This is a genomic window from Arthrobacter sp. M2012083, assembly GCF_000281065.1.
In the GTDB taxonomy this organism is placed as follows: domain Bacteria; phylum Actinomycetota; class Actinomycetes; order Actinomycetales; family Micrococcaceae; genus Arthrobacter.
The window spans coordinates 22,783-44,574 of record NZ_AKKK01000010.1 but is presented as its reverse complement, the minus strand read 5'-3'; the positions used below and the strand labels follow the sequence as shown (position 1 = coordinate 44,574).

Here is a 21,792-nt window from a genome sequence, read left to right as displayed (position 1 = left end):
GCTACGCGCATAATCGCCAGCGACACCCAAACGGGCTGAGGACGCTGAAATATAGGCGTCGTCAGCCCGTTTCTGTGTCCTCATGAGCCTTCAGCGTCATGCGTCCAGAGCCTGAGGATGCGCCTGATGGTGTGGTCGCCCTCCGGGGCCATGTCCACCAGCGCTATCTGGTCAAGCACGACGACGTCTCCGGGCCTGGGACGCTTGCCGTCGTGGTGTGAGATGTGGGGCCGGTAGCTTTCCATGACGTAGTTGGGAGTAGCAATGCGCCCGCCTACGGTGTTCGCTGCCTCGACGATCTCCTCATGAAGGCCCTGAAGCAGCGGGTTGTGCTCAATCAGGCTCACCGGTATGGACCCCATGTGCCCGAAACCCGCCTCTTCACCCACCATGAGTTGGGTACCAAGCGCGCCTTTGACGGGCGCTTCGGCCAGGTCCGCAAGGACATCGACGACGTCGGCACTCACGTCGAGGCCGACGTCGAACCTTAACAATGTGACGTGAAGCGGCCAGTCGCTGCGCGGAAAAACCAGCCCCGGCGAGACGGGCTCCGTGAACGCCACCCAGATGAGGTTCCGCATAGGCATAGTTTGCCACCCCGCCGGACAAACCATCTCTCACATCCCGACCCTAAATCCCGAACCATCTCTCACCTACCGCGGGCTTGAGCGGGTCGCTCTCTCGGGGCCCTCTGATTGTCTTTCACCTATCTCTACTCTGCTCTCATTGGGAGTCAAGGCGCTAGCCCCGCGCATGAGGCATCATGTCGAACGCTAAAAGAGGAGACATCTTTAGTCAAATCATTGGATAAAGTCGCCGCCTCCATCACGGCCCATCCCCATTGACCCCAAGCCCGAGAGAGGAGAAAGAGCGTCGGCCGTAACCCGGGGGACCCGCGAGAGCGATCGGCTCAAGCCCGAGGGAGGTGCGAGAGGGGCGCCCGTAAGCCCGAGGGGGGTGAGAGAGGGATGGCCATTCAGTGGGCCAAAAACGCAAAACGCCCGCTCACAGGAAGGTGAGCGGGCGCCCTGACATTCTGAGGCAGTTGCGCGGCGGGAAACTTAGACGGTGCGAACCACTTCGTCGTAAGCGAACTTCGGCTTGGCTTCGCCCCAGGCGTCCGGGCCGGGCTGGCCGATGTTGACCACAAGGAAGCTCTTCTGGTCGCCCGCCGGGAAGAACTCGGCGTCGATTGCGGCGAAGTCGGCACCGGTCATCGGGCCGGCAGCGAAACCGAGCGAGCGCACGGCGAGGATGAAGTAGCCGGCCTGCAGATGTGCGTTGTTGTTGCCAGTAGCAGCGGCGAAAGCGGGGTCGGCGTCGTACATGGCTTTGGGCGCGCCGTAAGCGGGGAGGAACTTGTCCCACTGACCCTGCCAGTCGGTGTCGTACGAGAGGATGGCGACCAGTGGAGCGGAGGCGGTCTTGGCCTTGTTGCCATTGGAGAGGGTGTCGACGAGCTTGGCGCGTGCCTCGTCCGAGCGGACGTAGGTCACGCGGAGCGGCTGGGAGTTGAAGGCAGTGGGGCCGAATTTGGTGAGCTCGTAGATGGCGCGGGCCTGTTCGTCGGTGACCTCACCGGCGAAGCTGTTGGCGGTACGGGCTTCGGCAAAAATGGCGTCGACTGCTGCGGCGTCAATGACTGCTTCTTCGTGGGCGATCGTCATTTTGGTGAACCTTTCGCTGGACCCTGGCCCTGAGCAGGCCGGGCACTTCTGCTTTCCATGGTTGCAACTTCAACTTCAGTTGTCCTCTTCCCATGACGGCCCGTGACGTTGGGCACAGCACTGAAACCGGTAGCATCATGCATACGAGCTGCCACCCGCTTTGGGGACGTTCAGCCGTGGGAATGACGACACCAGAAGGGGCCTGATGCCTACCTTTCCCCAAGCGGCCCGTAAGCGTGGGCTGGCTGTTCTTGCCACGCTTCTGGTGATGTTCCTGATGCCCACCGCGCAGGCCTGGGCCTCCGTTCAGCAGCAGCCCAGCGTCGAGGATCCTGGAACACGGCTCTTCGGTACATTGCTTGACTGGGACAAGGACTCGGCAGCAGATTACGCCCAGCGGCTCGGGGCACCCGCGGCACTCTACGGCCAAAACGTGTCCATGCCCGTGGACGAAGGCGGCCGCGAATACCTGAGGGGCTACTTCTCCCACATTGCCGACCAGGGCTCGCACGCGTTGCTCACGGTCCGCCCCGGGATCGACCTGAAGGACATCACCGACGACGTTGCGTCCACTTTTGCCAGTCAAATCACGACGGCGGCCGCCGGCTTCCGGGGGAAGGTCTTCGTCCGCTTCGCACCGGAAATGAACGCGCCGTGGGTTAGCTGGGGACAAGAGCCGGAAGCTTACCGGACCGCTTTCGACAATGTCGCTGCAGCGCTCCGGGCCACCCTGCCGGACCCCGTGATGGTGTGGTCTCCGACAGCAGAAAAGGACTATCCCTTCCAAGCCGCCACTTCCACCCCTCCCAAGGGGGTGCCCTTGGCGTCGCTGGACACCAGCGGGAATGGTATTTGGGACCAGGACGATTCCGCATTTGAACCGTACTATCCGGGTGATGACGTGGTGGACTGGGTTGGCTTGTCCGTCTATCACGACACAACGGGTGCCGGCGCGGCAAGCAATACCCTTCCCGTGGCGGGCGAGTTCAATGATGCCCTCCATGCCTCCAGCGGCGGAACCACCAGCGGCGAGGGTGGAACCGACAATTTCTACAGCACCTACGTACAAGCCCGCAGCAAGCCCCTTCTGGTGGAAACCGGAGCTTTCTACTCGCCCGGTGCTGGTGGCGCCGGTGAGCTCGATGTTAAGGAAACGTGGTGGCACCAGGTTTTCGCCTCTGTTGCGGAGCCCGGGAATGGGGCTGTCCGGGCAGTGGTCTGGAACGAAACCACGGATGTGCGCGAACCAGGCCAGGTGCCCATCGATTGGAGGACCACGGCCGAGCCCTCACTTGCCGACCCCTTCCGAACGTCGTTGGACACCTCAGGCCTCACCATTGGACCTGTCACTGAGCGGGGCTTGGAGAACGTGCCTGGTGTCGAGGCACCGCAGCCGAAGACTGGGACGGTCATACAAGGCTGGGCGGCGTGGGCTTCGGCCGGATCAGTGCTGGTAGCTGTCGCGGCGTTATGGCTGTTGTCCTCCCGGGCTTTCGCCAGCAAGTGGTCCTACACCGGGACTGGTAAGCGTGATGCACGGATCGACATGCTCCGCGGCCTCGCGATCGTGTTTGTGGTGGTAAACCATGTGGGCATCAACTCCGTCTTTCAGCTGCTGAGCCAAGAGACCCTCGGAGTGGTTTCCGGAGCGGAGCTGTTCGTCATGCTCTCCGGAGTGGTTCTAGGCATGGTCTACGGGCCCCGGATTGCTACAGAACTCGGCGATGTGGTGGATGGAACCACCAAGCGCGCCTGGAAGCTGTATTTCACAGCCCTTGCCGTGGTCCTGATCGTGTACGGGTTGAGCCTGCTCCCCTTCATCAACGCCGCAGCCGTGACCACCTTCACCGACCAAGGAACCGGCGGGGCAGGACGCGCGGCTGCGGGCACTACGTACGACCTCTACGCCGGAATGGAGGGGTTGCTGCAGTTCCCCGTCCCGCAGGGGCTCATCCCGGCCCTCCTGTTGCTCCAGGTCGGGCCGTGGCAGTTCAACATCATGGGACTCTACGTCGTCCTCTTGCTCATCAGCCCGCTAATCCTCGTTGCGCTTTCCCGCGGGTTTACCTGGCTGGTCCTCACGCTCAGCGTCGGCCTTTACATCGCGGGGTCGATCTTCCGTTTCCGCCTGCTGCCTTCGCAGTTCGAGGATTCCTTCCCGCTTCTCGTGTGGCAGCTCCTGTTCGTTGTGGGAATGACCGCCGGGTTCTATCGGCATCAAATCATCCAGTGGTTTGCCGATCAGCGTCGGCGTTGGCTGCTTGGGGTGTGCATTTTCCTGGCGGCTGCCTGTGCCGTCTTCTCCTGGAGTGGCCCTTACCTGACCAACCAGCTGGACTTCCGGCTCGCGCTTATCCCCGAAACGACGTTCAGGTACGTCTACGACACCTTCTTCAGCCGGACTTATCTCGGGCCGGGGCGGGTGCTCAACGTCTTCCTCATCACCATCGCCTTGTACGCATTGCTAAGTGCCTTTTGGAAGCCGTTGTCACGCGCCGTTGGCTGGTTCTTCATACCCCTGGGCCAAGCCACGTTGTACGTGTTCATCATGCACGTGTTCTTCATTGTGGCCATCGCCAACATCCCTGTGCTGCGGGATGGGAACCTCTGGCTGAACACCGGCGTGTATGTCGCCTTGCTCGCCATACTTTGGGTGATGGTGAAAACCAAGTTCCTGTTCAGGCTGGTTCCCCGCTAAAGCGCCGCATGTGGGTGGGCATTTGGCGGTAATGTTGCACCGAATCCCAATACTCTTCTGAGGAAGGCCCCGCCATGAGCATGCTCGGCATCAAATGGAAGCTCCACGGCAACGGCAAGTCCATTCGCCCAGGCCACGTGGTGGCTCCCGACGAGCGGCTCGCCTGGCCCTTGACCATCGGTATCGGCATGCAGCACGTAGTGGCCATGTTCGGCGCCACCTTCCTGGTCCCCATCATCACGGGCATGCCGCCGGCCACCACCCTGCTCTTCTCGGGCATCGGCACCCTGCTCTTCCTGGTGATCACCAAGGGCCGAGTGCCCAGCTACCTGGGTTCGAGCTTCGCGTTCATCGCCCCGATCATGGCGTCGCAGCAGCAGTACGGCGTCAGCGGCGCCTTGGGCGGCGTGGTGCTTGCCGGCGTCGTACTGGCGCTTATTGGTGCGATCGTCCAGAAGTTTGGAGCCGAATGGATCAACCGGCTCATGCCTCCGATCGTCACTGGCGCGATCGTGGCGCTGATCGGCCTTAACCTCGCGCCCGCCGCGAAGAACAACTTCGACGCCGCTCCGGTCACGGCGCTGGTCACGCTGGTGACAATCATCCTGGTCAGTGTGCTCTTCCGCGGGATCCTGGGGCGCCTGAGCATTCTGGTGGGTGTTGTAGTGGGTTACCTCGTGGCGATGATGCGCGGCGAGGTGTCCTACGAAAAGATGGATGCCGCCGCGTGGGTTGGCCTGCCGCTGTTCCAGACGCCCGAATTCCACCTTGGCGTGGTGGGGCTCTTCGTGCCCGTCGTGCTGGTGCTCGTGGCTGAAAACGTGGGCCACGTGAAGTCGGTGGCCGCGATGACCGGCCAAAACCTCGACGGCGTCTCCGGACGCGCGCTGATGGCCGACGGCGCCGCGACGGTGCTCGCCGGGTTCGGCGGCGGTTCCGGTACCACGACGTACGCGGAGAACATCGGCGTCATGGCCGCCACCAAGGTCTATTCGACGGCGGCATACTGGGTGGCCGGTATCTTCGCCATTCTGCTGAGCTTCTCCCCGAAATTCGGCGAACTGATCGCGACCGTGCCGGCCGGTGTGCTGGGCGGCGCCGCGACCATGCTGTACGGCATGATCGGCGTGCTCGGCGTGAAGATCTGGGTGCAGAACAAGGTCAACTTCTCCAACCCCATCAACCTGACTACCGCCGCTGTAGCGCTGATTATTGGCATCGCGGATTACACGTGGACCATCGGCGAGCTGAAGTTCACGGGCATTGCCTTGGGATCAGCCGCTGCACTGGTGATTTACCACGGAATGAAGGGGCTGGCCCGCTGGCGCGGGACCGTCGCTGAGCCCGAGACCGAGACGGCGGGGCTGCCGCCTGCGGTGAAGTCGGCGATGAACGCCGCGGCTAAGAGGGGCGGGAAGAAGGGGAAGTAGGGTCCCCTGCCGGGAAATAGCCGCCAATACCGGAGCAGCCCTTACTGGTCCCCGAATTTGTTGTCGAAACGGCTCATAAACGCGGCCATGGCATCGCGGGCCACCGGCTCAAAGGGCCTGTAGGTCTTGGTCCCATCGGCTTCGCTCCAGCCGGAACTGATGCCGCTGCTTGCGAGCCAAGTGATCTGCTTGTAGAACGGGTTGTTAGTGGCAACGTCCGTAAACGGCGACTCCGCGGGGGCAGTGAACTCCGGCGAACCGGCCAGCCTGTACATGAATGCGGCCATGGCGTCGCGGGCTACCGGCTCAAAGGGCCTGTAGGTCTTGGTCCCATTGGCCTCGATCCATCCGGTACTGATGCCCTTGCTGGCAAGCCAGGTGATCTGCTTGTAGAACGGGTTGGTCGTGGCTACGTCGGTAAAGGGCGACTTGGCGGGGGCGGTGAAGGCAGGTGAGCCTGCCAGCCGGTACATGAAGGCGGCCATGGCATCACGGGCTACGGGGGCCAAGGGTCGGTAAGTCCTGGCTCCGTTGGCCTCGGTCCATCCTGTTGAAATGCCGCGGGACCCGAGCCAATTGACTTCGGCGGTGAACTGCCCGCCGGATATGTCGGAGAAAATGGGGCCTGGGTTGCTGGCGAAGGCCGTCAACTGCCCGACGGTACCGTTGAAGACATTCTGATCACCCGGGAACACGCCGGAATCGGCGTACTGCCACAAGGTGTAGGCATTCCAACCAGCTGGCAGCGCCCCGGGTGTCGACTCCCACCTGGCGATGTGCAGAGGGTGGTTCCCGAAGCCATTGGCCCTTCCCGTGCAGGTATTCCACCAGTCGGTGGTGGTGTAGATGGCAGGAAGGCGGCCGGTTCGCGACAGGATGGTGGTGGCGAAATCGGAGACCCACGACACCATCTCACCAGGTGTCATTCCGTAGCAAGCGCTGCCGTAGGGGTTGTATTCGAGGTCCAGCAGGGCAGGCAGTGTTTCTCCATCCGGAGTCCAGGCTGCGCCGCTCTGGAGGAAGTAGCTGGCTTGAGCGGCACCGGACGACGCGTTGGGGAGGGCGAAATGGTAGGCGCCGCGCAGCATCCCGGCTGAAGCAGCTCCGGCGTATTCGTTGGCGAAGTACGGATTGCTGTATTCGGTCCCCTCGCTGGCTTTGACGTACGCGAACTTGGCCCCGTTTGCTGCAGCCTTGGTCCAGTCCACCACCCCTTGGTGGCTACTGACATCCATGCCCGGCACACCCGGTAATGAAGAAGCGGAATCTGTGGCCTGAATGGAGAACAATTGGCCTGCGCTTTCATGACCACGAATGGTCGATCCCATCGCGTGGTCGTTTTGGACTGTGGGCGATTCTTCGGAGGCGGTGGCCGCCGTTGCACCAGACGCGGCGAGAAGCATGGTGGCGAGCAGGACAGCGGCCGTTTTAGCGCCGGCGAACCCCCGTGTCGGCGGTTTGGCTGAAGTTTTCGGGAGGCTTGAGCGACTGGACATGGAGAATTTCATTCGACGATTCCTTCGGCGTGCGGGAGGAACCGGCGCCCCCACGTGGTTCAGCCCAGCCTACTATCCAAAGTCACACTCCCACTTCCGCCAAGAACGCAGCGCGGCGCTCCAGCACGTTCTTCGGGTCCCACCCCGGCCCTGGCATCGACGAAATGAGCAGCTTCGTGTAACTGTGCTCCGGCGCATTCAGCACCCGGCCCGTTGGACCCTGCTCCAGGATCGATCCCCGGTACATAACCAGTACGTCGTCGGTGACCTCGGAAACCACGGCGAGGTCGTGGCTCACGAACAACAGTGCGATCCCGGAGGATGCACGGATCTCGTTCAACAGAGCCAGAATCTGCGCCTGAACAGACACATCCAAAGCCGAGACAGCCTCGTCCAGCACCATCACCGATGGCTCGATTGCCAAGCACCGGGCAATCGCTGCGCGCTGCCGCTGCCCACCACTGAGCTGGTGGGGCTTGGAGTCGCCATGCTTCGCCAGCAGGCCAACCTGATCAAGCAGCCCAGCGATACGCGAAGAACCAGAAACCCCATGCAACCGCATCGCCTGATCCAAGCACTGCGCCACGGTCAGCCGGCGATCCAAAGAACCGTACGGATCCTGGAACACCATCTGGATCTCCTTGGCACGCCGCAGGCGGGCCGCCCGCCCCCGTTCCCGCGTCCCAAGCTGCCGTCCCCGCACGTGGATAGTGCCGGCGTCGGGCGTTTCAAGACCCACCAACATGCGGGCAATGGTGCTCTTACCGGACCCCGACTCCCCCACCAGCCCCATGGATCCGCCCGGCGGAATGGCGAAGCTGACGTTATTGCACGCCACGACGTTGCCTGCACCCACGCGGAACGCCTTCTGCAGCCCGTCGACCTCAAGTACGTGCTCGCTCATGATGCCCTGCTTTCTGTCTTGGGGAGGTGGCCGATTGCGGGAACGGCCGACAACAGCCGGCGGGTGTATTCGTGTTGCGCACCGTGGAAGAGATCGTTGCCCCGCAGTTCCTCCACAATCTGCCCGCGGTACATCACGTAGACGCGATCGCAGTAGGCGGCGGCCAGGTGGAGGTCGTGGGTAATGAGGAGGACTCCCAGGCCGCGTTGCTCCTGAAGGTCGCGCAGAATGGCAAGAACTTCGGCCTGGGTGGTCACGTCCAGAGCGCTCGTGGCCTCGTCTGCCAGCAGCAGCTTGGGCTGTCCGGTGAGAGCGGCGGCGATCACCACGCGCTGCAGCATGCCGCCGGAAAGCTCGTGCGGGTATTGGCGCATCCGCTCTTCAGGCTGCCGGATCCCCACAGCGGCAAGGAGTTCAAGCCCGGCCGCAGCAGCGTCCGCACGGCTGACACCCAGCACGTGGACCAGCCGTTCGGTCAGCGAGTCGCCGATCCGCCGCACGGGGTTGAGCGCAGCCCTCGGGTCCTGGTGGATCAGCGCCGCTTCGGAGGAGCGCACACGGTGCAGCTCATCTTTGGAGGCCGACAGGACTTCCGTCCCGCCCACCGTAATGGAACCGCCGACGGCGGCCGTTTCGGGATACAGCTTCAGCACGGCTCGCGCTGTGGTGGACTTACCCGAGCCGGACTCCCCCACCAGGCCCACCACTTCTCCGGCGTCAACGGAGAGACTCACCTTGTCCAGGATTTGATGACTGATGCCATTCGTGGTGATGGTGAGGCTCAGATTGTCTATGTCGAGCAGCATTTTCCTACCTCTCAAACCGTGAGTTCAGGCGGTCGGACAAACGCACGCCCACCACGTTGACGGCCACCACAACGGCGGCGATGGCGGCGCCGGGAACCAGTGTCGGCCAGATGTGGCCTTGGATGATGCCGGACTGGCCTTCCTGGACCATGAGCCCCCATTCGGAGCTGGGCGGTTGCGCACCAAAGCCCAGGAAGCTGAGTGTCGCGAGGCTCATGAGGCCTTCGCCGAACAGCACCACAAGGTACCCGAGGAGCGGTGGGGTCAGGTTGGGAATGATGTAGCGGACGCACAGGAAGAATCCGCCCACGCCTTGCACGCGATACGCATCCACATACGGGCGGGCCATCTCGGCCAGCGCCAGCGACCTCGTGAACTTGGCGATCACCGGTGCGTAGGCGAGCGCCAAGGCGACAATCGCCGTCGCGGGTCCTTTGCCAAAGACGGCAATCACCAGAACCACGAACAGCAGACCCGGAAAGGCGAACATGACGTCGGTGATGCGTGCCAGGAGGCCATCGATCCAGCCGCCGTTCCAGGCAGCAACGGTTCCGATGGTCACTCCGAACACTGTGGCCAGCGCCAACAGCGCAAGGGGGCCGAGCAACGATTCGCGGGCTCCGTGGATGAGTCGCGAGAACAAGTCCTGGCCTACCTGGTCCGTGCCGAGAAGGTGCGCTGCACCCGGCGCCTGCCAGATCGCGGTGAAGTCCACGGCGTTGGCGGCGTAGGGGGCCACCCACGGTGCGAGCAAAGCGGCGGCAACCACAACCATGAGGAAGCCCAAGCTCAGAAGGTACGCAACGTCGCGCTTCTTCTTGCCAATTACCGGGGTGGACGCCAGCGTGGACGTCGAAAGGGAACTCATGATTTCTTGTCCTTTGCCTTGATACGCGGATCAAGCAGCGGGTGGACCAGGTCCACCAGGGTGGTCACCACCATGTACGTGATGACCATGTAGAGGAGTACCGCCTGCACCACGGGGAAGTCGTGCGTGTTGATGGCATCCACCAGCAGCTTGCCCACACCGCTGATACCAAACACGCTTTCGACGACCACCGTTCCGGCCAGCATGCTGGCCACTACAAGCGCCACCATGGTCAGGATGGGTCCCCATGCGTTGCGCAGCACGTGCCGGCGGATCAACTTCGCTGGTGCCAACCCGAAGCTGCGGGCCGCTTCCACGTGGTCCATGGACAGCTGCTCCACCATGGATTGCCGGGTCACCCTGCTGACTATGGCGACGGCGCCAACGGCGAGTGCCACTGCGGGCAGCGCAAGGTGGTGCAGCCGATCCAGAAACCCTTCGCCAGCACCCGAGACGGGAAACCATCCCAGTTGGACCGAGAAGATGGAGACCAGCAGCAGCCCAATAACGAAGGACGGAACCGATGCTGCGAGTGTGGTGGCGGCGGTGATGGTGGAGTCTGTGCGCTTGCCTTGGCGCAGCGCGGACAGGATGCCCAGGCCAACACCGGCCACGATGAACAGCACTGACGCCATGGCCACCAACGCGAGTGTTGCCGGGAGCCGGGTGGCCATGAGCTCAGCCACCGGCTGGTGATATTGGAACGACGTACCGAAGTTGCCCATGAAAGCCTGCGACGCCCAGAGCCCGTATTGCACAATGAGCGGTTGATCCAGGTTGTACTGCGCCTTCACTTCGGCAACGCGCTCAGGGGTCATGTTCTCCGGGTTGCCGATCAGGAATGTGACCGGATCCCCTGGCGCCGCATACATCGCGGCGAAGATGACGAACGAGCTCACCACCAGGGTCAGGATCATTCCCGCGATGCGGGTTGCTGCACGGATCATGGCGTCACTTCTTGCTGCTGCCGACGTCCGCGGCCCACGGGTAGTAGAGGAACGACGCCGACGACGGTGCTCCGGTGATGTCTTTCGCCATGGCGATGGTTGCGGGTGTGTGTGCCACAGGAATCCAGACCACGGCCTCGGTCCACTGCTTCTCCAGATCGATGGCGAGCTTGGCGCGGGCAGCGTTGTCGGTGGTGGCCTGGGCTTCCTTGACCTTGTCGTCGTAACCCTCGCCGGTGAATTTCACAAAGTTGACCCGGGCCGTGGAGGCCCCGTTTTTGTAGAATCCCACGGGGTCGTTCTTGGAGATGTAGTACTCGTCCGAGAAGAGGTCGGCTTGTGCACGCAGGGATGCGTCCGAGTAGAAGTCGCCGTATTGCTGGCGTGGGATAGTAACGATTTCGGCTTTCAAGCCAATCTTCTGCGCAGCTTCAACCAGTGCACTGGAGATGACGTTCCTGATGGAGTCGCCGCTGTTGGCAACCACGATCGGCTCTGCGGGCACGCCAGCTTCCTGCACCAGCTTCTTCGCCTTGTCCAGGTCTTCCTCGGACGGCTGCGCGGGTGCGCCTGTCAGTGCTTCATAGGCGCTGTTGAAGGTGGGCTCTTCGTAGCCCCAAGCGCCCGGACCCACGGGCGTCTTCCAGGGTTTGGCCAGTCCGCCAAATGCTGCCTGGGCTACACCCTCCCGGTTGAGTGCCAGCGACAATGCCTGCCTGATCCGCTCGTCCTTGAGGGCTCCGCGCTCGGTGGCGATGAGCGACCAGACGTTGGTGGACGGTCCTTGGGCGATCTGGACCTTGTCGCTCTTCTGCAATGGTCCGGCCGTGGCAGGGCTGTCCAGGTAGGCGCCTTGGGCTTCGCCGCTGGTCAAAGCGTTGACGATCGCATTGTCATCAGCCCAGCGGAAGGTCACGGTGCTGGCCAGGGAAGCGTTGTCAGCGTCCCAGTAGTCAGCAGCTTTGGTGAGAGTGATGTTGGAGCCTGCCGACCACTTCTCAAGTTTCATGGGACCTGAGCAGGCGTCAGGAGCCGACGGCGATCCGAAGTTAGCGCCTTGGACTTCAACAACCTTGCGGTTCAGGACGATACCGCCGTTACCGGCCATCGCCTGGAGGAAGATGGCGTCGCGTTGTTTCAGCGTGACGGTGATGTGGTTGTCGCTTGTCTTTGCCATGTTGGTGACGTTGGCGTACTCATCGGACTCGTCGGCGCCCTTGGCGGCGTGCCGCTGCATGCTCCAGAGCACGTCGTCAGCCGTCATCGGTGTCCCGTCGTGGAACGTGACGTCCTTCCGGAGCGTAAACACCACCGTGGTGTCCGAGGTCCATTCGGCTTTCTCTGCCAGGTGAGGCGTGGTGGTCAGGTCAGGCTGGAGTTTCATTAGGCGTTCGCAGACGTTGGACATGATGGTGTTCTCGGCCGTGCCGCTGTCCTTGTCCAGATCGAAGGTTGCCGGCTCCTGGGTGATCATCCACGTGAAGGAATCGATCGCGCCTGCAGCTTCGGAGGTGGTGGGGCCGAAGGAAACATCGGTGGGAGTGCTCTGTGCCTGAGGTCCTGCCGCGTTGCAGGCACTCAGCGCCAGAGTGAAGGCGGCTGCACCGGCGATGACGCCGGTTCGGGCAACTGGCTTGAATCTATTGTTGCGTTTCACAGTGATACCTCTGCAATGGTGGGGTTGAAGGAGTCGTGGGCGGAACCAGGCCCGTCGTAGAGGTTCCAGGGCATTTGTTCGTAGTTGTGGTCGCACGGTGTTCCGTTGGTAACCAAGTAGTCGCCCGTGGTGAGGTCTACGCAGCTGGAGAGCAACGTGGACCATTGGCGGACGCGGGGGCGGCGTTCGTCCGGATGGGTGCAAACGGATTCGGGGTAACCCAGGTGATCCGACATTGCTGACTTGATGGCTTCCCGGGATTGCACGGTGCTTGTAGCTGTGCGGACCCGTTCCAGCCCCCGCCTCGCTTGCGGGACCCTGAAGAGGGAATCCACGGAGACCGGTCGGTAGGTGGCTGCCAGTTGTACCGGCATGAAAGCTTCGTAGTGGTTTCCGTGGACCAGCACCCCGGATTTGTCCGGGTACATCCAACCGTTGCTTCCCGGAGTCGTTTCCACGTCGATGGAGAATCCGGAACGGTGGGACAGGACTGCGTTACTTGCGATGTGCGGCTTCTGGCGGAAGAGCGTATTCAGCGCATCCGGCAGTTCGGCCTGGTCCAAGACCATTCGCCGGATGAAGGTCTGCGGCATTCCGAGTTCATCGTTGAATCGGCCGCCCAATCCGTTGGCGTTAAGGGCAATACCGGCGGAGTTTGCTCCGTGACGGCCAATCTGGCCTGCCTCCACCTGCATTATCAGCGTGGGCTTGGGGTCTTGGACAACCCTCAGGATCATCACAGTGTCCTGTGTGCCGTGGCGCCAATCCCAGTTTTGACCGACGTACATGTGGCCATCCCCGGAAGCACCATCGGTCAGGACAAAAGAGGTACATCCGTCCACGTTGTCGCGCTCTTCGTGCTCAGGTGCCTTGGCGAAGCCAGCGTCGTAGATGATTTCGCCGCGGAGGTTCAGCACCATAATGTCCAGGACGTCCCGGCCACTGCCTTCGGCGATGCCGCGCATTTCCGTGACCAGATCCGGCGCCGCCTGGGTGCACAGCCCCATCCAGCGTTCGGCCTTTCCGCGCAGCTGATCCCACGTAAGTCCTGTCTGCTGCTGGAAGGCCTCGGTGTAGAAACCGATAGCTTTCGTGATCAGGTCTGCTGCAGCACTGCCATACTGACGCCCCCGTTCCAGCGGAGGTCCGGAGATCTCCACGATCCTCAAGGATGTGTTGCTCATATCCGTAGGGCCTTTCGTTCGATTGGGTCTCACTGTCATTCGCTGTTGTTAGGGGTATCTTTGGAACAACCGTTACAAGTGAGGGCTTCTTTAGAATGAATAGTACATCCAATGTGACTTCTGTAACAGACGTTACGAAAAATCGGGGCATGATTAATCTGCGTGGTCGTGTCCGCGAGCATTGGGACAAGCTCTCCAAAGCCGAGCGGACGGTCAGCACCTTCCTCACCAACAGCTCCCCCGAGCGGCTTCTCTACGCGAGCGCGCAGGAACTCGGGGCGGAAAGCGGGACCAGCAGCGCCACCGTGGTCCGCACGGTCCAGTCATTGGAATACTCAGGACTCCAGGAGCTCAAGAGGGACATCGCCACCCCCTTCACCTCAACGGTGGCGCCGGAAATTCGCATGCAGCAGCGCATCGACCATATGGGCGCCAGCATTGAGGACATCTGGGAAAATGTGTGGTCCGAGGCCAAGGACCGCCTGGAACTCGCCGCCAGCGCCGATCCCGCAAAGGCAATCGCTCCCGCCGTCGAACTCCTCATGAGAGGTTCCACGATTGTCAGTTACGGTGTGGGCGCGTCCGGAATTGCCGCCCTCAACCTGGCCCTGCGCTGTAACCGGATCGGCCGGCGGGCCAGGTGCATCTCCAGCGACGGCTTCCGGCTCGCGGATGATTTGCTCCAACTTGGGAGCCAGGATGTGGTGGTCGTCTTCGCGCCGGGACGAGTAACGGTCGACGTCGAGGTGCTGCTTAAGCGCGCACGTTCAGTTGGTGCGTCCATAGTCTTACTGACGGATGAACCCGAGTCTGATCTGCATGATCTGGCCGATGCCGTGATCCTCGCCCCGCACACACCCACCGGCATGACCACTGAGGCGTTGCCGTCGATCGTGCTCAGTGATGTCCTGGTCCAGGCGCTGGTTTCCGTGGATCACGAGCAGGCTGTGGAGTCGTCGCACCAGCTCACGGCATTGCGTGAGCAGCTGGGGTACTGAGCTCTGTCACTCCGAGGAAAATTTCGATTCGGCGGCAATAACCAATTTGGAAGCCCACTCAATACACTTGCTGGACTTAGCGTGCGTGAGGCTCAAACCGTTATACCCAGCTTTTGTAAACAAAAAGCATCCGCTGCTGCTATGCCTGCATGGACCGCCAAGGTAGCAATGACATCTGCATAGGCTTCTTCGGAATTCAGAAGGTTGATCGTATCCGCCGCTTCGAGGAAAGCCCGCGAATCCTCAAGCCGCGCGCTGGCATCTGACCTTGCCGTCACGAGGCAGCCGCCAAGGCACGGAGGTGGCGCGACAACCAATGGCGATCACCATGAAGATGAACGCCTTCTCTCCTAATCGAGTCGAATATGGGCGCCTCCCGGACTTCGGACGTTTCGTAAATTATCGGGCGAACGTCATTGCCGGTAAGACGGTAGAGGTCTACGGCCAGATCTCCGATCCGCTCATAGAGCTCATCGCCAGAGCCGTCTTGAACGATGAACAGCAAGTCGATATCAGAGTCGTTGCGCATGTCCCCTCGTGCCGCAGAACCAAAAAGAACTACCTGCAGGGGGCGTTCAGGCCATCTCAATATTGCACGGGAAACAAAACGCGTGAAGCGATCCCTGCCTTGGGACGCTTCAGCGATGACGCCGGCAAGCATGTGAGACGAATTCAGGGCGTACTCGGTTCGGTTGCCGACCTGGATTCCCATAACGATGCCGCTCTCTTGAAGTCGCTCCAAGCATCGTCGAGTGCCAGACACAGAGGCATGGATACCGCGGTCCCGAACCAGATGCCCTGGTGTACTTGGACGACCGTCCGCCAGCGCCATGAGGACATCAGCTTCTAGCGTGGGACAAATTGCCCTCAACGGGTTCTGCAGTTGCATCAGGCCTCCAATCGCTTCTTATTGCACGCGATTTACTCCAGTCCTCCAGGCGCCCGGACATTCAACTTGGTTCGCGGGGAGCCGCACCCAGAGGCGGGCTTCCGGCAGTAAGAACCCTCCATAACCCCGGGAGCCAATCCCTCGACAACTTGGGAGCTAACCCCTCACGAGCGGACTTACGATGACACAAAACCAGCGCGAGAGAGCGCTCTCTTGACGCACGTGACTTGCAGCACATACATTGGACCCACATCTCAGAGAGCGCTCTCTCGCCCTTGGCGTACGGTCGCTCGAACACACAAAGGAGTGATCGTGGAGTTTTCGCGACTAAGGAAATTCACTGCCCTGGCCGGCGTAGCCTCTCTTGCCCTCGTGGCGGCAGGCTGCAGCGGCGGAGGCGACAAAGCGGCGAGCGCCGACAACCCCGTCACACTGACTGTGACCACCTTCGGCACTTTCGGATACGACGACCTGTATGCCGAATATGAGAAGCAGAACCCCGGCGTCACGATTGAGGCCACCAACATCGACCGCGGTTCCAACGCCAGGACCGACGCGTTCACCAAGCTCGCCGCCGGCTCTGGCCTGAGCGACGTCACCGCCATCGAGGAAGGCTGGCTCGGCTCCATCATGGAGGTTTCGGACCAGTTCGTTGACCTCAAGGAACACGGCGCCGAGGACATCAAAGGCAACTGGGTGGACTGGAAGTACAAGCAGGGCACTGACCCCAACGGGCGCGTGATCGGCTATGGCACGGACATCGGACCGCAGGCATTGTGCTTCAACGGCAAGCTGTTCGAAGCGGCCGGCCTACCGAGCGACCGCGAAAAGGTGGCCGAGCTCTTCGGCGGCAAGGACGCCAGCTGGGATACGTACTTCAAGCTGGGCCGCCAGTACAAAGAGGCCACCGGCAAGGCCTGGTATGACCAGTCCGGCTTCGTCTGGAACTCCATGGTCAACCAGATGGACGAAGGCTACTACACGAAAGACGGCAAGCTGAACGTCGAGGGCAACAAGGAGATGCGGGCAAAGTTCGACATGCTCGCCGCAGGCACCGCCGATGGCCTGTCCTCCAACCAAACCCAGTTCGACTGGGGTAACGGCAAGGCCTTCGTGGACGGTTCCTTTGCAACACACGTATGCCCGGCGTGGATGCTCGGCACCATCAAGGGCCAGCTCGAGTCCGCCGGCGGCGGGGCAGCAAGCGGCTGGGATGTAGCTGACGTGTTCCCGGGCGGCGCCTCCAACTGGGGCGGTGCCTTCCTCTCGGTTCCCAAGAGCTCCAAGCACCCTGCTGAAGCAGCGAAGCTGGCAGCATGGCTGACCGCACCGGAGCAGCAGATCAAGCAGTCCGCGGCAGCGAACAACTTCCCCAGCACCCTCGAAGCCCAGGCAAAGATCGTGGAAGCAGCGAAGCCGAACGAACTGTTCAACAACGCTCCCTACGGCGCAATCTTCGAATCCCGCGCCGAGGGTGTCATCGCCCAGTTCAAGGGTCCGGATGACTCTGTGATCCAGGAGAACGTCTTCGGTCCCGCCCTCAAGATGCTCGATTCGGGCAAGGGCACCGCGGATGAAGCCTGGAATGAAGCCGTCAAGCTCCTCAACGACCTCGTGGTCAACAACTAGCAGAACCCGGCCGTGGGGCCTCCGGGATAAAAGCCGGAGGCCCCCTCACAGAGTCTGAGACCCGTCCATGACCACCACATTGAACCGCCCGGCAGCGAGCAGATCGGCTGCCAGTAAACCGAAACCGACGTTCCGCCAACGCCTGAACGTCTTCGATATGAAGGCGTCCCCTTACTTCTACATTGCCCCGTTCTTCATTCTTTTTGCCTTGGTGGGCCTCTTTCCCCTGGGCTACACGTTCTTCGTCTCCCTCTTCGACTGGCACCTGCTCAAAGGCCAGGGGGAGTTTGTGGGATTCCAGAACTTCGCTGAGGTGCTGCAGGATCGGTTCTTCTGGAACTCCCTCTTTAACACCGTCAGCATCTTCCTGATTTCCACCATTCCCCAGCTGATCATGGCCACGATCATTGCTGCGGTGCTGGACCAGAACCTGCGCGCCAAGACGTTCTGGCGCATGAGCATCCTGCTTCCCTACGTAGTCACTCCCGTGGCTGTCGCCATGATTTTCACCAACATGTTCGGGGAGCAATACGGGCTCATCAACAACATCCTGTCCAGCTTCGGCATCGATCCCGTCATGTGGAAGAACGACACCCTTCCCAGCCACATCGCCATCGCCACCATGGTGAACTGGCGTTGGACGGGCTACAACGCGCTCATCCTCCTGGCGGCCATGCAATCAGTGCCCCGCGATATCTACGAGTCCGCAGCAATCGACGGCGCCGGGTCAGTCCGCCGCTTCTTCAGCATCACCCTGCCGAGCATCCGGCCCACCATGGTTTTCGTCATTGTTACTGCCACCATTGGAGGGCTGCAGATCTTCACCGAACCCCGGCTCTTCGATCCCGTGGCCGCTGGCGGAACGGCACGGCAGTTCCAGACCACCGTCCTGTACCTGTGGGAGATGGCCTTCCAGCGTCAGAACTTCGGCAAGGCCTCCACCATCGCCTGGCTCCTTTTCCTGATCATCCTGATCTTCGGCATCGTGAACTGGCTTATTTCACGCCGTATCGCCACCAATGGCGACGATCGCGGCATCGCCAGCCGCCGCCGTCGGAAGCGTTCTTCAGTCCCGAACGCAAAAGCGGACGACGCCGGCCTCACCGCCCAGGCGGCAGCGGCGGAACCGGCAACGGCACCGGAATCAACCCCGAGGAGCGGGCAATGACCCTCACGCAAAACCGGCCGCAAGCACCGGCCCCTCAGCGAACCTCCCGATCCCTGGCCACACGGAAGGCACTTTTTGGCAACGGCCGGCGCCCCGGGTTCCTCACTTATGGGCTTCTGCTCGCCTTCTTCCTGGCTTCGGCCTACCCGCTCTGGTGGTCCGTGATCATCGGCAGCCGCTCCAACGAAGCCCTCGGGGAAACCTGGCCGCCGCTGTTCCCGGGCGGCAACTTCTGGACCAACGTTGGCGAAGTCTTCGACACCATCCCGTTCTGGCTGGCACTCGGCAACAGCGTCCTGATCTCGGGCATCATCACCGTCTCGGTGGTGGGATTCTCCACGCTGGCCGGGTACGCGTTCGCCAAGCTGCGCTTCCGCGGCCGCAACTGGCTGATGGTGGCAGTGATCGCCACCATGGCCATCCCGACGCAGCTCGGCATCATCCCGTTGTTCATGCTGATGCGCACGCTGGGCTGGACGGGTGAGATCGGCGCCGTCGTCATCCCTACCCTTGTCACGGCGTTCGGCGTCTTCTTCATGCGGCAGTACCTGGTGGACGTGATCCCGGACGAACTCATCGAGTCGGCCCGCATGGACGGAGCGTCCATGATCTCCACCTTCTGGCATGTGGCACTGCCCGCCGCACGCCCGGCCATGGCAATCCTCGGCCTGTTCACGTTCATGACGGCGTGGACTGATTTCCTATGGCCCCTGCTGGTGCTCGACGCCGGCAACCCCACCTTGCAGACGGCGCTCAGCCAACTGCAGTCGGCCCGATACGTGGACTATTCGATCGTCCTGGCCGGCGCCGTCATGGCAACACTTCCGCTGCTGGCCCTCTTCGTGCTGGCGGGACGTCAACTCATATCCGGAATCATGCAAGGAGCAGTGAAGGGCTAATGCCATTCGAAGCAACAACCCACCCAGCGACCACTCCCTTTAACAGGGTGTGGCCCAAGGGCTTCCTCTGGGGCTCGGCTACCGCCGCAGCCCAAGTGGAAGGCGCCAGCCACGAGGGCGGCAAGGAAGATTCCGTGTGGGATGCTTTCGCCCGTATCCCGGGTGCCATTGCCAACGGCGAGACGCTGAAGGACGCGGTGCAGCACTACCACCGCATGCCTGAGGACGTCAGGATCATGAAGGAGCTGGGCCTGGATTCCTACCGGTTCTCCACGAGCTGGTCCCGCGTCCGGCCGGGCGGCCGTACCGCGAACGCCGAAGGCTTGGACTTCTACTCCCGCCTTGTGGATGAACTGCTCGACGCCGGTATCCTCCCCTGGTTGACGCTGTACCACTGGGACCTGCCGCAGGCACTGGAAGAGAAGGGCGGCTGGGCCAACCGCGATACTGCCTACCGCTTCGTCGACTACGCAAACGATGTTTATTCGACGTTGGGGGATCGGGTCCAGCACTGGACCACGTTCAACGAGCCCTTCTGCTCGTCACTCCTTGGCTATGCGGCGGGCGTGCACGCTCCGGGTCGTCAGGATCCGGAAGCAGCCGTCGCGGCGATCCATCACCAGCACCTGGCCCACGGCCTGGTGGTCAACGAACTGCGGAGTCGCGGTGCGCAGCAATTGGGGATCACCCTTAATCTCAGCAACTCCATTCCGCGGGATCCTTCAGATCCCGTGGACCTCGATGCGGCGCGCAGGTTCGACTCGCTGCAGAACCGCATCTTCCTCGATCCGATCCTCCGCGGCGCCTACCCGGAGGACACCCTCAACGACCTTGAGCAGTTCGGTATCCGGGACGTCATCAAACCCGGCGACCTGGAAATCATTGGTGCACCCATCGATTTCCTGGGTGTCAACCATTACCACGATGACCTCATCAGCGGGCACCCCACTGCTGAGCACGGTGACGGCCACTCGGGCGGTGCAACCCGTCCGACGTCGTCGTGCTGGATCGGTTCCGAGGACATCGCGTTCCCGAGCCGCGGCCTGCCGCGCACGGCCATGAACTGGGAGGTCAACCCTGATGGACTGCGGAAGCTCCTGGTGCGCCTTGGGGAGGAATACCCGGCGCTGCCGCCGCTGTACATCACGGAAAACGGTTCGGCATACGACGACGTCGTCAGTCCAGACGGCGCAGTCCACGACGCCGAGCGGACCCAGTTTGTCCTCGACCACATTACAGCCGTTGGTGAGGCACTTGACCAAGGTGCCGATGTGCGCGGCTACTTTGTTTGGTCGCTCCTGGACAACTTCGAGTGGTCCTGGGGTTACGGCAAGCGCTTCGGGGTTGTTCGCGTGGACTATGACACCTTTGAACGGACGGTGAAGGACAGCGGACTCGCTTACTCCCGGGTTATCGAGGCGGCCAAGGCATCTGCGACCGCTACCGTGAACGCCTAAAGTAGCCTTCAGAGGCTTACTTTTCTTACGTTCCGGAGATGACCATGACGCAGGACACCAGCGGCCCCCGGCCGGTACCCACCCTTGAGATGGTGGCTGCCTTGGCCGGGGTGTCGCGGGCCACCGTGTCCCGCGTCGTCAACGACAGCCCCAGTGTTGACCCGGAACTGGCACAGTCCGTGAGAAAAGCGATCCTTGCACTCGACTACACGCCAAACCGTGCGGCACGTTCGCTGGCCAAACGCCGGGCGAATGCGGTCACACTGATCGTCCCGGAGTCGACGTCGAAGGTCTTTGCGGACCCCTTCTTCGCCTCGGTGGTCCAAGGCATCGCCCTGTATCTCACCGATACTGAGTACACGTTGAACATGGTGATCTCCTCGGAGTCGAAGCCGGAGAAAACCCGCAGCTTCCTCCTCGGAGGCAATGTGGACGGCGTCCTGGTGGTCTCGCACCACAGTGGCGACAACTCCTGGACGCACCTTTCGGGATCACTTCCCATGGTGTTCGCCGGGCGCCCCTTAGTGGGCGGTAAGGAGAGCTACTACGTGGATGTGGCCAACGAGCAAGCGGCGTACGAGGTCACCCGGCTTCTGACCGAGAGCGGCCGAAAGAACGTTGCCACGATTGCTGGTCCCCAAGACATGCCACCGGGACTCGACCGCCTTGCCGGGTGGAGGACAGCCGTGCGGGGGGCGGGTCTTGGAGAGGGCTTGATGGAGGAGGGCGACTTCACTTTGGCATCCGGCGCCAAAGCAATGCATCGTTTGCTGGATCGCGGCGTGCCCATTGACGCCGTTTTCGCCGCGAACGATCAAATGGCTGCCGGCGCCTACACCGCGATCCAGGGGCGGGGTCTGCGCATCCCGGAGGACATCGCCGTCGTCGGCTTTGACGACGATTCCTTCGCCACATCCGTGACCCCCGGCCTCACCACTGTGCATCATCCGATTGTTGAACTCGGCAAGAAGATGGCCGAGACCCTCGTGAACCTGATCGAGGGCAAACCGGCGGAGCGCGTCACCAGAATGCCAACCTCGATCGTCATCCGCGATTCCGTTTAGCGTTTCACTTCAGGCTTTGAAGGCTGTTCCG

General features: G+C 62.0%; 18 protein-coding genes. 8 read left to right on the top strand and 10 right to left on the bottom strand.

Translation table 11 applies throughout. The features are described 5' to 3' along the window. Positions 1–80: 80 nt before the first annotated feature. Positions 81–581, bottom strand: a complete 501-nt coding sequence (locus A477_RS0106610; protein WP_017198232.1) for a 2'-5' RNA ligase family protein — start codon at positions 579–581, stop codon at positions 81–83. 480 nt (positions 582–1,061) lie between these two features. Continuing rightward, positions 1,062–1,667 (bottom strand): malonic semialdehyde reductase, encoded by a 606-nt coding sequence (locus A477_RS0106605; protein ID WP_017198231.1) that lies wholly within the window; start codon positions 1,665–1,667, stop codon positions 1,062–1,064. Positions 1,668–1,872: 205 nt separating this feature from the next. Between A477_RS0106605 and opgC the strand changes: the two genes are divergently transcribed. After that, positions 1,873–4,365 carry an OpgC domain-containing protein gene (gene opgC, locus A477_RS0106600; protein ID WP_017198230.1) on the top strand — a complete coding sequence of 831 codons (2,493 nt, stop codon included), beginning with the start codon at positions 1,873–1,875 and terminating at the stop codon, positions 4,363–4,365. 74 nt (positions 4,366–4,439) lie between these two features. Beyond that, positions 4,440–5,795 (top strand): uracil-xanthine permease family protein, encoded by a 1,356-nt coding sequence (locus A477_RS0106595; protein ID WP_017198229.1) that lies wholly within the window; start codon positions 4,440–4,442, stop codon positions 5,793–5,795. A 41-nt stretch (positions 5,796–5,836) separates the two neighbouring features. Here A477_RS0106595 and A477_RS0106590 read toward each other — a convergent pair whose 3' ends face one another. The 7 genes from A477_RS0106590 to A477_RS22120 form a co-directional block, all read right to left on the bottom strand. Then, a complete protein-coding gene (locus A477_RS0106590) occupies positions 5,837–7,303 on the bottom strand; it encodes a GH25 family lysozyme (protein WP_017198228.1) in 1,467 nt (488 codons plus the stop codon). 70 nt (positions 7,304–7,373) lie between these two features. Further along, entirely contained in the window at positions 7,374–8,195 is an 822-nt protein-coding gene (locus tag A477_RS0106585) for an ABC transporter ATP-binding protein (RefSeq protein ID WP_026005405.1), read from the bottom strand. Next, a complete protein-coding gene (locus tag A477_RS22125) occupies positions 8,192–9,001 on the bottom strand; it encodes an ABC transporter ATP-binding protein (protein ID WP_049941320.1) in 810 nt (269 codons plus the stop codon). Before A477_RS22125 ends, A477_RS0106585 begins: the two co-directional genes overlap by 4 nt. A gap of 4 nt (positions 9,002–9,005) precedes the next feature. Then, the gene (locus tag A477_RS0106575) at positions 9,006–9,869 is read right to left on the bottom strand and encodes an ABC transporter permease (RefSeq protein ID WP_017198227.1); all 864 of its coding nucleotides are present in this window, start codon (positions 9,867–9,869) and stop codon (positions 9,006–9,008) included. After that, positions 9,866–10,816: an ABC transporter permease gene (locus A477_RS0106570; RefSeq protein ID WP_017198226.1), complete on the bottom strand. Its 951-nt coding sequence runs from the start codon at positions 10,814–10,816 to the stop codon at positions 9,866–9,868. Before A477_RS0106570 ends, A477_RS0106575 begins: the two co-directional genes overlap by 4 nt. A 4-nt stretch (positions 10,817–10,820) precedes the next feature. Beyond that, entirely contained in the window at positions 10,821–12,473 is a 1,653-nt protein-coding gene (locus tag A477_RS0106565) for an ABC transporter substrate-binding protein (RefSeq protein WP_017198225.1), read from the bottom strand. Continuing rightward, complete coding sequence (locus A477_RS22120; RefSeq protein WP_017198224.1) at positions 12,470–13,657, bottom strand: C45 family autoproteolytic acyltransferase/hydrolase; 1,188 nt, start codon at positions 13,655–13,657, stop codon at positions 12,470–12,472. The genes A477_RS0106565 and A477_RS22120 overlap by 4 nt, the downstream gene beginning before the upstream one ends. Before the next feature lie 149 nt (positions 13,658–13,806). On the opposite strand from A477_RS22120, the gene A477_RS0106555 reads away from it, so the two are divergent. Beyond that, positions 13,807–14,655, top strand: coding sequence for a MurR/RpiR family transcriptional regulator (locus A477_RS0106555; protein ID WP_017198223.1), 849 nt, complete (start codon positions 13,807–13,809; stop codon positions 14,653–14,655). A gap of 274 nt (positions 14,656–14,929) precedes the next feature. Here A477_RS0106555 and A477_RS23985 read toward each other — a convergent pair whose 3' ends face one another. Then, entirely contained in the window at positions 14,930–15,184 is a 255-nt protein-coding gene (locus A477_RS23985) for a nucleotidyltransferase domain-containing protein (RefSeq protein ID WP_353579765.1), read from the bottom strand. A 672-nt stretch (positions 15,185–15,856) separates the two neighbouring features. Between A477_RS23985 and A477_RS0106545 the strand changes: the two genes are divergently transcribed. The 5 genes from A477_RS0106545 to A477_RS0106525 all read left to right on the top strand — a co-directional run bounded on the left by A477_RS0106545 (position 15,857) and on the right by A477_RS0106525 (position 21,761). Next, positions 15,857–17,173 carry an ABC transporter substrate-binding protein gene (locus A477_RS0106545; protein WP_017198221.1) on the top strand — a complete coding sequence of 439 codons (1,317 nt, stop codon included), beginning with the start codon at positions 15,857–15,859 and terminating at the stop codon, positions 17,171–17,173. Between the two features lie 67 nt (positions 17,174–17,240). Continuing rightward, complete coding sequence (locus A477_RS0106540; RefSeq protein ID WP_017198220.1) at positions 17,241–18,341, top strand: carbohydrate ABC transporter permease; 1,101 nt, start codon at positions 17,241–17,243, stop codon at positions 18,339–18,341. Then, on the top strand, positions 18,338–19,240 hold the full coding sequence (locus A477_RS0106535) for a carbohydrate ABC transporter permease (RefSeq protein ID WP_017198219.1): 903 nt from the start codon (positions 18,338–18,340) through the stop codon (positions 19,238–19,240). The genes A477_RS0106540 and A477_RS0106535 overlap by 4 nt, the downstream gene beginning before the upstream one ends. Then, on the top strand, positions 19,240–20,697 hold the full coding sequence (locus A477_RS0106530; protein ID WP_017198218.1) for a GH1 family beta-glucosidase: 1,458 nt from the start codon (positions 19,240–19,242) through the stop codon (positions 20,695–20,697). The genes A477_RS0106535 and A477_RS0106530 overlap by 1 nt, the downstream gene beginning before the upstream one ends. A 44-nt stretch (positions 20,698–20,741) precedes the next feature. After that, entirely contained in the window at positions 20,742–21,761 is a 1,020-nt protein-coding gene (locus A477_RS0106525) for a LacI family DNA-binding transcriptional regulator (RefSeq protein ID WP_017198217.1), read from the top strand. Positions 21,762–21,792: the final 31 nt, after the last annotated feature.

Bases quoted from the DNA above. Each gene is read 5' to 3' on its own strand.
- A477_RS0106610 (WP_017198232.1), bottom strand. From the start codon at position 581: ATGCGGAACCTCATCTGGGTGGCGTTCACGGAGCCCGTCTCGCCGGGG.
- A477_RS0106605 (WP_017198231.1), bottom strand. From the start codon at position 1,667: ATGACGATCGCCCACGAAGAAGCAGTCATTGACGCCGCAGCAGTCGAC.
- opgC (WP_017198230.1), top strand. From the start codon at position 1,873: ATGCCTACCTTTCCCCAAGCGGCCCGTAAGCGTGGGCTGGCTGTTCTT.
- A477_RS0106595 (WP_017198229.1), top strand. From the start codon at position 4,440: ATGAGCATGCTCGGCATCAAATGGAAGCTCCACGGCAACGGCAAGTCC.
- A477_RS0106590 (WP_017198228.1), bottom strand. From the start codon at position 7,303: ATGAAATTCTCCATGTCCAGTCGCTCAAGCCTCCCGAAAACTTCAGCC.
- A477_RS0106585 (WP_026005405.1), bottom strand. From the start codon at position 8,195: ATGAGCGAGCACGTACTTGAGGTCGACGGGCTGCAGAAGGCGTTCCGC.
- A477_RS22125 (WP_049941320.1), bottom strand. From the start codon at position 9,001: ATGCTGCTCGACATAGACAATCTGAGCCTCACCATCACCACGAATGGC.
- A477_RS0106575 (WP_017198227.1), bottom strand. From the start codon at position 9,869: ATGAGTTCCCTTTCGACGTCCACGCTGGCGTCCACCCCGGTAATTGGC.
- A477_RS0106570 (WP_017198226.1), bottom strand. From the start codon at position 10,816: ATGATCCGTGCAGCAACCCGCATCGCGGGAATGATCCTGACCCTGGTG.
- A477_RS22120 (WP_017198224.1), bottom strand. From the start codon at position 13,657: ATGAGCAACACATCCTTGAGGATCGTGGAGATCTCCGGACCTCCGCTG.
- A477_RS0106555 (WP_017198223.1), top strand. From the start codon at position 13,807: ATGATTAATCTGCGTGGTCGTGTCCGCGAGCATTGGGACAAGCTCTCC.
- A477_RS23985 (WP_353579765.1), bottom strand. From the start codon at position 15,184: ATGCGCAACGACTCTGATATCGACTTGCTGTTCATCGTTCAAGACGGC.
- A477_RS0106540 (WP_017198220.1), top strand. From the start codon at position 17,241: ATGACCACCACATTGAACCGCCCGGCAGCGAGCAGATCGGCTGCCAGT.
- A477_RS0106535 (WP_017198219.1), top strand. From the start codon at position 18,338: ATGACCCTCACGCAAAACCGGCCGCAAGCACCGGCCCCTCAGCGAACC.
- A477_RS0106530 (WP_017198218.1), top strand. From the start codon at position 19,240: ATGCCATTCGAAGCAACAACCCACCCAGCGACCACTCCCTTTAACAGG.
- A477_RS0106525 (WP_017198217.1), top strand. From the start codon at position 20,742: ATGACGCAGGACACCAGCGGCCCCCGGCCGGTACCCACCCTTGAGATG.